The organism is Cellulomonas uda, from assembly GCF_006538705.1.
In the GTDB taxonomy this organism is placed as follows: Bacteria; Actinomycetota; Actinomycetes; order Actinomycetales; family Cellulomonadaceae; genus Cellulomonas; species Cellulomonas uda.
In genome coordinates, this window is the sequence record NZ_BJLP01000081.1 from 1 (window position 1) to 7526 (window position 7526).

A 7526-nucleotide genomic window follows, 5' to 3' on the forward strand; every position below is an offset into this window, starting at 1 on the left:
GCTCGCCGACCCGCCCGCGTGGCGTGACGGCGGCGAGCCGCTGCGCATCGTGACGGTGCACGACGAGGTCGGCGACCCTCGCGCCTACGCGCTGCTGCGACGCAAGGAGACGTGGGGCGATGCGGGCCCCGCCTACCCCGTCATGGTCCGCGACTCCGCGGCCGTCGACGCGGCCGCGGCGCACCGGCTGTGGTCCTTCGTCCTCGACCTCGACCTCACGGGCGAGGTCGCGACGAACATGCTCCCGGTCGACGACCGGCTCCTGTCGCTCCTGGTGGACCGGCGCGGCGCCCAGCCGCGCCTGACCGACAACCTGTGGGTGCGCCTGCTCGACGTGCCGGTCGCGCTCGCCGGGCGCCGGTACAGCGCCCCGGTCGACGTCGTCCTCGAGGTCAGCGATGCGCGGCTGCCGGCGAACGCGGGCCGGTGGCGCGTCGCGACGACCGACGAGGGCGCGCACGGGTGGGCCGCCGAGGTGACCCGCACCGACGACGAGCCGGACCTGCGCATCGACGTGCGCGAGCTCGGCGCGGCGTACCTGGGCGGCAGGTCGCTGTCCGCCTACGCGGACGCCGGTCTCGTCACCGAGCTCACGCCCGGGACCCTGCACCCGACGGCCGCCGCGTTCTCCTGGCCGGTGGCCCCGCTCTGCCCCTGGGTCTTCTGAACCGGCGACCACCGCCCCGCCGAGTGCGGACGGTCCGGCGCGAGTGCGCACGCTCGTCGTACGCACTCGCGCACGGACGTGCGCACTCGGCGGACGGGTGGGTCAGCGGGACTCGTACTCGGCCAGGAGGTCGATGCGACGCTGGTGGCGCGCGTCGCCGCTGAACGGCTCCGCGAGGAACGCGTCGACCAGCGCGAGCGCCTCGTCGACCGAGTGCTGGCGCGCGCCGATCGCGACGACGTTCGCGTCGTTGTGCTGACGCGCCAGCGTGGCGGTCTCGAGGTTCCACGCGAGTGCGGCACGCACCCCCGTGACCTTGTTCGCGGCGATCTGCTCGCCGTTGCCCGACCCGCCGAGCACGATGCCGAGCGAGCCCGGCTCGGCGACCACGGCCTCACCGGCCGCGAAGCAGAACGGCGGGTAGTCGTCGAGCGCGTCGTAGGAGTGCGCCCCGTGGTCGACGACGTCGTGCCCTGCGGCCTGCAGGTGCTCGACGAGCGCGACCTTGAGCTCGTAGCCGGCGTGGTCGGAACCGATGTGGATGCGCATGGGCCCATCCTGCCGCAGCACGCGGGCCGCGCCGCACGCTGTCCGTAGGCTGTGGCCATGACGCGCAGCGGCCTCGACCTGACCGACCTCGACCCCACCGTCCGTCCGCAGGACGACCTGTACCGCCACGTGAACGGGCGCTGGTACGCCCAGCACGTCATCCCCGCGGACCGGGCGATGGACGGCACGTTCCGCACGCTGCACGACGCGGCCGAGGCCCAGGTCCGCGACATCATCGCCGACCTGGGCGCGCAGGCCGCCGACGAGGACGGTTCGGCGAGCGCGGGCGCGAAGGTCGGCGCGGTGTTCGCGAGCTTCATGGACACCGACGCGATCGAGGCGGCCGGGCTCGCGCCGCTGCAGGTGGACCTCGCGCTCGTCGCGGGCGCGGGCACGCAGGCCGAGCTGACCGGCGTGCTCGGGGCGCTGCAGCGCACGGGCGCGGGCGGCGCGGTCGGCCTGTGGGTCGACAACGACGCGGACGACCCCGAGCGGTACGTCGTCTACCTGCACCAGGGCGGCCTCGGCCTGCCCGACGAGGCGTACTACCGCGACGAGCAGTACGCCCCCGTGCTCGCCGCGTACGGCCCGCACGTCGCGCGCATGCTGCGGCTGGCGCAGGTCGCCGCCGACGACGCGGAGGCGGACGCGCTCGCGGCGCGGGTCGTCGCGCTGGAGACGAAGCTCGCCGCGCACCACTGGGACGTCGTCAAGGACCGCGACGCCGACCTCACCTACAACCCGACCACGCTCGCGGACCTCGCGACGAGCGCGCCCGGCTTCGACTGGCACGCGTGGGCGCTCGCGCTCGGCGCACCCGCGGGTGCGCTCGACCAGCTCGTCGTGCGCGAGCCGCAGTTCGCCGAGGGCTTCGCGCAGCTGTGGGCGTCCGAGCCGCTCGAGGACTGGCAGGCGTGGCTCGCGTACCACGTCGTCTCCGACCGGGCCCCGTACCTCACGCAGGAGCTCGTCGAGGCGAACTTCGACTTCTACGGCCGCACGCTGACGGGCGCGCAGGAGCTGCGTGACCGGTGGAAGCGCGGCGTGTCGCTCGTGCAGGGCGTGCTGGGCGAGGCCGTCGGGGAGGTCTACGTCGCGCGGCACTTCCCGCCGTCGCACAAGGAGCGCATGGACGAGCTCGTCGCGCACCTCGTCGAGGCGTACCGCGAGTCGATCACGTCGCTCGAGTGGATGGGCGAGGAGACGCGCGCGAAGGCGCTCGCGAAGCTCGACGCGTTCACGCCGAAGATCGGCTACCCGGTGCGGTGGCGTGACTACTCGGCGCTCCAGGTCGACGCGACCGACCTGGTCGGCAACGTGCGTGCGGCCAACGCGTTCGAGCTCGACCGCGAGCTCGCGAAGATCGGCAGGCCGATCGACCGCGACGAGTGGTTCATGACGCCGCAGACCGTGAACGCCTACTACAACCCGGGCATGAACGAGATCGTCTTCCCCGCGGCGATCCTGCAGCCGCCGTTCTTCGACGCCGACGCGGACGACGCCGTGAACTTCGGCGCGATCGGCGCGGTCATCGGCCACGAGATCGGGCACGGGTTCGACGACCAGGGCAGCAAGTACGACGGCACCGGCCGGCTCGAGGACTGGTGGACCGCGGACGACCGCGCCGAGTTCGAGCGCCGCACGAGCGCGCTCGTCGCGCAGTACGACGCGTTCTCCCCCGCGCAGCTCGACGGCTCGCACCACGTCAACGGGGCCCTGACCATCGGCGAGAACATCGGCGACCTCGGCGGGCTCTCGATCGCCCTGAAGGCCTACCGCATCGCGCTGGGCCGTCCGCTCGAGGAGGCCCCGGTGCTCGACGGGCTCACCGGCGTGCAGCGGTTCTTCCTCGGCTGGGCGCAGGCGTGGCGCACCAAGGGCCGCGACGAGGAGGTCGTGCGTCGGCTCGCGACGGACCCGCACGCGCCCGACGAGTTCCGCTGCAACGGCGTCGTGCGCAACGTCGACGAGTTCTACGCGGCGTTCGACGTCCAGCCGGGCGACGGGCTGTACCTCGCCCCCGAGGAGCGCGTGCGCATCTGGTGAGCGACCCGTGACGCGGGGGGCGTCGGGTCAGGGCAGCTCGCGCCAGGCGGCGCGGGCGAGCTGGAACCCGACGCCGTCGGCGTCGGTGCAGCGCACGCCGTTCGTCGCGCTCACGCACGTGAAGTCGCCGGCGGTGGCCTTCGACCCGTACTCGAGGGTCGGGACGTCACCGCCCGCGACGGTGGGCGCCGGACCGTCGACGCAGTCGAACGCGAACCCGTCGGCGTTGAGCACGACCACGTGACCGGTCGTGCCGGAGCACCCCGCGACCGCCGGCGGGTCGTACGTGATGGACGCGATCGTGCAGGTCACGCCGCGGGCGGACATCGTGCACGCGATGTTCCCGCTCGGCAGCTTGAACGCCGCACGGTCCCCCGCGGGCGTCGTCGGGCCGCTGACCTGGACGGTGGTGGTCGCCGACGGCTGGGCCGCGCCGCCGCTGCCGGCGTCCCCGGAGAGCCGCACCGCGAGCAGGACCACGAGCGTCAGGACCAGGACCGCGTCGACCGCCATCCACGTCCGGACCGCCCGCTGCGTCGTCATCGTCCCTGTTCCCACCCTCTCGTCACCGCCGTCCCGTTCGCACGACCGGGACAGCATCACATCCCCGCGGCGCGACGTGCCACTCGCCCGGCGCGCCGAGGGCGACGGGCGAGCGGCACGTGGTCGGCGGGGTCCCGGCCGCGCGGACGGTCAGAAGGACGGGCCTGCGCTGCGCGTCCGCTTGAGCTCGTAGAAGCCCGGCACGTGCGTCATGAGCACGAGCCCGTCGAACAGGTCGAGAGCCGCCTGCCCCGTGGGCGCGGGGGTCACGACCGGACCGAAGTAGCCGACGCCGTCGATCGCGACGACGGGCGTGCCGACCTCGTCGCCGACGAGGGCGATCGCCTCCCCGTGCGACGCGCGCAGCAGGTCGTCGACCTCGTCGGTGCCGGCGACCGCCGCGAGCTGCGCGGGCAGCCCGACCTCCGCCAGCGACTCGGCGATGATCGCGTCGGTGTCCGAGCGACCACCCGGGTGCCGGCGCGTGCCCATCGCGTCGTACAGCGGCTTGATGACGCCCTCGCCGTGGTCGCGCGCGGCCGCGACGATGACGCGGACCGGCCCCCAGCCCTCGTCCATGAGGCGGCGGTAGCGCTCGGGCAGCTCGTCGCGGCCCTCGTTGAGCACCGACAGGCTCATGACGTGCCAGCGCACGTCGACGTCGCGGTGCGCCGCGACCTCGTCCATCCAGCGGGACGTCATCCAGGCCCACGGGCACGCGGGGTCGAACCAGAAGTCGACGACGGGACGCGAGTCGGTCACAGCAGCTCCGATCGGTGGACGCGGGGTGCGGGCGGGTGCACGCAGCGCGCGGGTGGCGGACGGTTCGTGCTCGGCACAATCTCGCACGACGCACGGACATTCCCGCCCGCCGCAGCGTGAGACGGCGGGCGCGTCGGTGCCGCGTGGGATGATCGGGCAGGCCCGGCACCCCGGGCCTCGTGCCCGCCGCCGCGCCTGACACAGCGACCGACGACAGCGACCGACGACAGCCACGCGCGGCCGGGCCCGACAGCACCGAGCACGACACCAAGGAGCACTGTGCCCGCCGAGAACCTCACGCGTGCCGAGGCGCGCGACCGCGCCGCCACCGTGACGACGCACGCGTACGACGTGACGCTCGACCTGACGACGAGCCCGACGACGTTCGCGTCCCGCACCGTCCTGTCGTTCTCGGCGATCCCGGGCTCGAGCACGTTCGTCGACCTCATCGCGCCGACGGTCCACGAGGTCACGCTCAACGGCACGCCGCTCGACCCCGCGCAGGTCGTCGCCGACTCGCGCATCCGGCTCGACGACCTCGCGGCCGAGAACGAGCTCGTCGTCGTCGCGGACTGCGCGTACATGAACACGGGCGAGGGTCTGCACCGCTTCGTCGACCCGGTCGACGACGAGGTGTACCTGTACTCGCAGTTCGAGGTCGCGGACTCGCGACGCGTGTTCGCGGTGTTCGAGCAGCCCGACCTCAAGGCGACGTTCACGTTCACCGTCACCGCACCCGCGCACTGGGTGGTCGTGTCGAACTACCCGCAGGTGGGCGAGCCCGTGCCGGTCGAGGGCGGGGTCAACCGCAACGGCGGCCGTGACGAGGGCACGGCGACGTGGACGTTCGAGACGACGCCGCGCCTGTCGTCGTACGTCACCGCCGTCGTCGCGGGCCCGTACCACCACGAGCACGGCTCGCTCACGAGCTCGGACGGCCGCGAGATCCCGCTCGGCGTGTACTGCCGCGGGTCGCTCGCCCAGTACCTCGACACGGACGAGATCCTCGACGTCACGCGCCGTGGCTTCGCGTTCTACGAGGAGAAGTTCGCCGCACCGTACCCGTTCGCGAAGTACGACCAGCTCTTCGTGCCGGAGTTCAACGCGGGCGCGATGGAGAACGCGGGCGCGGTGACGTTCCTCGAGGCGTACGTGTTCCGCTCCAAGGTCCCCGAGGCCACGGTGGAGCGGCGCGCGGTGACGATCCTGCACGAGCTCGCGCACATGTGGTTCGGCGACCTCGTGACGATGCGCTGGTGGGACGACCTGTGGCTGAACGAGTCGTTCGCCGAGTACGCGTCGACCCTCGCGACGGCCGAGGCGACGCGCTGGACGAGCGCGTGGACCACGTTCTCCTCGCTCGAGAAGTCGTGGGCGTACCGCCAGGACCAGCTGCCCTCGACGCACCCGATCGTCGCGGACATGCGCGACCTGGAGGACGTCGAGGTCAACTTCGACGGGATCACGTACGCCAAGGGCGCGAGCGTGCTCAAGCAGCTCGTCGCGTGGGTCGGCCAGGACGAGTTCTTCGCGGGGGTGCAGGCGTACTTCGCCAAGCACGCGTGGGGCAACACCGAGCTGCGTGACCTGCTCACCGAGCTCGAGGCGACCTCGGGCCGCGACCTCGGGCCCTGGTCCGCGCTGTGGCTCGAGAAGGCCGGCGTGACGCTGCTGCGCCCGCAGGTCGAGCTCGACGAGCACGGCACCGTGACGTCGTTCGCGGTCCTGCAGGAGGTCCCCGACGAGCACCCCACGCAGCGTCCGCACCGCCTCGCGATCGGCGGGTACGACCTGGTCGACGGTCGGCTCGCGCGCACCCTGCACGTCGAGCTGGACGTCGACGGCCCGCGCACGGAGGTGCGCGAGCTGCTCGGCCGGCACCGCCCGCTGCTGATCCTGCTCAACGACGACGACCTCGCGTACGCCAAGGTCCGGCTCGACGAGCTGTCGATGTCCGCGGCGATCGAGCACCTGGGCGAGTTCGACTCCTCGCTCCCCCGCACGCTCGTGTGGGCCGCGGCGTGGGACGCGACGCGTGACGGGGAGACCCCGGGCCGCGACTACGTCGACCTGGTGCTCGGCAACATCGCGCACGAGACGGACTCGACGGTCGTGCTCGTCCTGCTGCGCCAGCTCACGACGACGCTCGACCTGTACGTCGCGCCCGAGCACCGCGCGGCGACCGCCGCCTCGGCGGCCGACCGCCTGCTCGCGCTCGCGCAGGACGCGCCCGCGGGCTCCGACCTGCAGCTGCAGCTCGTCAAGGCGTTCGCGGCCCGGGCCACGACGCCCGAGCAGCTCGACGTCGTCGTCGAGGTCCTGGACGACCGGACGTCGTTCGAGGGCCTGACGCTCGACACCGACCTGCGCTGGGAGCTGCTCACGGCGCTCGTCGCGGGCGGGCGTGCCGACGAGACGCAGATCGCCGCGCAGCTGGCCGCCGACCCGACGGCGACGGGTGAGCGCGCCGCCGCCCAGGCGCGCGCCGCGATCCCGACCCCGGCCGCGAAGGCCGCGGCGTGGGCCGCCGCGGTCGAGGGTGACCTGCCCAACGCGATCCAGGCGGCGACCATCGCGGGCTTCGCGCGCGTGCACGACCGGGGCCTGCTGCTCCCGTTCGTCGGGCCGTACCTGGAGGGTCTGACCACCGTCTGGGCCGAGCGCACCAACGAGATGGCGCAGAACGTCGTCGTCGGCCTGTACCCGACGGCCCTCGCCGACGACGCGCGGGCCGACGTCCTGGCGTCGACCGACGCGTGGCTCGAGGCCCACGCCGACGCGGCGCCCGCGCTGCGCCGGCTCGTCGTCGAATCGCGGGACGGTGTGCGCCGCGCGCTCGCCGCGCAGGAGGCGGACCGCCGCCGCGCCTGACGGCCGCCCCGGCGGGCCCCTCAGTCCGGGGGCCCGCCGGGAGCCGGCGGCTCGAGCGCGGCGAGCCACGCCGCCGCCTCGCGGCGGG

At 73.7% G+C, this 7526-nt stretch carries 6 protein-coding genes; 3 read left to right on the forward strand and 3 right to left on the reverse strand.

Going from position 1 to position 7526, the window contains the following annotated elements; genetic code table 11:
• The coding region (locus CUD01_RS15920) for a sterol carrier protein domain-containing protein (RefSeq protein ID WP_174773912.1) at positions 1 to 667 on the forward strand (667 nt) is incomplete at its 5' end.
• Between the two features lie 102 nt (positions 668 to 769).
• On the opposite strand, the gene CUD01_RS15925 is transcribed toward CUD01_RS15920, so the two are convergent.
• Complete coding sequence (locus CUD01_RS15925) at positions 770 to 1216, reverse strand: ribose-5-phosphate isomerase (protein WP_141322482.1); 447 nt, start codon at positions 1214 to 1216, stop codon at positions 770 to 772.
• Positions 1217 to 1273: 57 nt separating this feature from the next.
• Between CUD01_RS15925 and CUD01_RS15930 the strand changes: the two genes are divergently transcribed.
• The gene (locus tag CUD01_RS15930; protein WP_141322483.1) at positions 1274 to 3262 is read left to right on the forward strand and encodes a M13 family metallopeptidase; all 1989 of its coding nucleotides are present in this window, start codon (positions 1274 to 1276) and stop codon (positions 3260 to 3262) included.
• 27 nt (positions 3263 to 3289) lie between these two features.
• Here CUD01_RS15930 and CUD01_RS15935 read toward each other — a convergent pair whose 3' ends face one another.
• Entirely contained in the window at positions 3290 to 3805 is a 516-nt protein-coding gene (locus CUD01_RS15935; RefSeq protein ID WP_141322484.1) for a hypothetical protein, read from the reverse strand.
• Positions 3806 to 3955: 150 nt separating this feature from the next.
• Positions 3956 to 4567 (reverse strand): mycothiol-dependent nitroreductase Rv2466c family protein, encoded by a 612-nt coding sequence (locus CUD01_RS15940; protein WP_141322485.1) that lies wholly within the window; start codon positions 4565 to 4567, stop codon positions 3956 to 3958.
• A gap of 279 nt (positions 4568 to 4846) precedes the next feature.
• On the opposite strand from CUD01_RS15940, the gene pepN reads away from it, so the two are divergent.
• Positions 4847 to 7438, forward strand: a complete 2592-nt coding sequence (gene pepN / locus CUD01_RS15945) for an aminopeptidase N (protein ID WP_094179660.1) — start codon at positions 4847 to 4849, stop codon at positions 7436 to 7438.
• Positions 7439 to 7526 lie beyond the last annotated feature (88 nt).